The 2,037-nt window shown below is 30.4% G+C and carries 3 protein-coding genes; 2 read left to right on the top strand and 1 reads right to left on the bottom strand.

Going from position 1 to position 2,037, the window contains the following annotated elements:
- Positions 1–133: 133 nt before the first annotated feature.
- Entirely contained in the window at positions 134–565 is a 432-nt protein-coding gene (locus FLACOL7796_RS24295; protein WP_173973345.1) for a hypothetical protein, read from the bottom strand.
- Positions 566–740: 175 nt separating this feature from the next.
- Here FLACOL7796_RS24295 and FLACOL7796_RS24290 point away from each other — a divergent pair, with 175 nt between their 5' ends.
- The gene (locus tag FLACOL7796_RS24290; RefSeq protein WP_173973344.1) at positions 741–1,148 is read left to right on the top strand and encodes a glyoxalase; all 408 of its coding nucleotides are present in this window, start codon (positions 741–743) and stop codon (positions 1,146–1,148) included.
- Between the two features lie 28 nt (positions 1,149–1,176).
- Positions 1,177–1,752: a Crp/Fnr family transcriptional regulator gene (locus FLACOL7796_RS24285; RefSeq protein ID WP_173973343.1), complete on the top strand. Its 576-nt coding sequence runs from the start codon at positions 1,177–1,179 to the stop codon at positions 1,750–1,752.
- The last annotated feature ends 285 nt before the right edge of the window (positions 1,753–2,037 follow it).

The following is a 2,037-nucleotide window of genomic DNA, read 5'->3' as shown; positions in this document are numbered from 1 at the left end:
ACACGCTATAGAGACTAGCTCAATGACTGTCTTGAAAAGCAAAACTAATAAAAATTAAGATTTAAATTTGGAAATCAACACAGAATCTTTGCGGTTAAAAACTTAAACTGAAAACCGAGACTGAGACTGAAAACTATTTTTTAATTTCTTCAAAAACAAACTTCGAATTATGGTATTCTATTGGTGTTCCGGGCATGAAACACGGTAGATTGAAGTAAGTTGTAATGATGCCGCTTCCTAAATAGAGTTTGTTTTCTTTTTTTAGCAAAGCTAATGGAATTCTTTTCCAGCTTCCTCCGTTGGATATAAAATGAAAATCGCCTCTTAAAGTATCTCCTTTTATATCTCCCCTAACATCTCCTGAATCTTTGCCTTGTTGATAATACGATCTTTCGTAATGTCCAAAAAATCTTTTGTCATTAATATTTATAGATAAAATTGCGGTGTCTTTATCGTTTATGGCATGATATACAATATGCTTGTATTCGCTTTTTTTGTCTTTAGAATTGCAGGACACGATTAAGATTACGATTGAAATTAAAAACAATAAAGATTTTATATTCATAGGAAGGATTTTTCTTTTTTACCATATAAGTCATGTAAGTTCATTTAAAGCTTTACGCTTAATTTGAGATCTACTTATACTATTTTGTATCTCTAATATGGTGAAATTTTATTTATAATTCATATAGCAAAACTAATTTTCGCATTATAATTTTTTCTAAATTTAAAGAAAAAACATGGAAGATAGAGATGCTTTTTTAAGAGAATTCAGAGGAGAAACTTTAGGAACTGTAAGCGCTCAATCTTCACCGGATGAGTTGTTTCAAAATCAGACGATTAGACCTATTTTAAAACTTCAAAATGATTTGTTTATTGCGGTTTTTATCAACTATGTTAATAAAAACAAAGCTGATTTCTATTCGTATACAGTCGAAAAGAAATTGCAAACGATCGAAAATTCCATTCAGAAAGATATTAAGTTCCGAAATTCGCTAAAAGGGATTGTGATGGCGCTTTTTACTATTGAAGAATACGATACTTATATTCAGAATTCATCTAGTTTGAATAAACGAATGATGAATTTATTGATTGATCGTTTGAAAAGCCAGGTGCAATTGTTTGAATTGGAATCGAATTCGAATTAGTTCTTAATTATAAATTTGTAATTAATTCATGTTTAGCCAATTCCGAAATAAATTCCCTTTAACCAATGAAAAATGGCTGGAATACACCGGTTATTTCAATCGCGTTGAAATTCCTGCAAAAACGACTCTTTTAGAAGAAGGCGAAATTTCAAAAAAGCTTTTTATTATCGAAAAAGGCTGCATTCGGGTTTGGTTCAATAATAACGGAAAAGATCTCACGACTCAGTTTTTTTTCGAAAATCAGAGCGTGGCTTCTATCGAAAGTTTTATGAAGAAAATACCAAGTCCGGTGGTGGTTGAAACTATCGAACCTGCTATTGTCTGGTGGATTCATAAAAATGATCTGGATAAAATTCTGGACGAAATCAAAGAAATTCCAGAATTAAGAGAACGTTTAATCAATATGCTTTTTGAGCGTACTTTCGATTATATGAAATATTTTGTATCTTTTATAAAGGACTCTCCTACTCAGCGTTATCTTAATTTAATTGAAGAAAGACCTCAAATTATTCAGCGCGTTCCGCAACATTATATTGCTTCTTATCTTGGTGTGACAACGGTTCATTTAAGCCGAATAAAAAGCAAATTACTACATAATAAATAATTAAATTTTACCATATATTTCACCATATATTTCACCATATAAGTAATATAAGTTCATTTAATTGTTTTTCTCATAAATTCCTTACACCAATTTGTCATTCCGTAGGAATGTTTCATCGGTAGAAAAGTGCTTGCAGGTCACGTTTACGTTCCGTAGGAACGTTTGATAAATTAGATGGTTAAAAAAAAATGATGATGTCAAATAAACGTTCCTACGGAACGTGAAATAACGATAACAATATAATTTTCTACATAATAAATAATTTAATTTCACGATCTATTTCAC

The sequence above is a fragment of the Flavobacterium bizetiae genome (assembly GCF_902804475.1).
GTDB classification, from domain to species: domain Bacteria; phylum Bacteroidota; class Bacteroidia; order Flavobacteriales; family Flavobacteriaceae; genus Flavobacterium; species Flavobacterium bizetiae.
The sequence above is the reverse complement of the archived record's forward strand: the minus strand, read 5'-3'. Positions and strand labels throughout refer to the sequence as shown.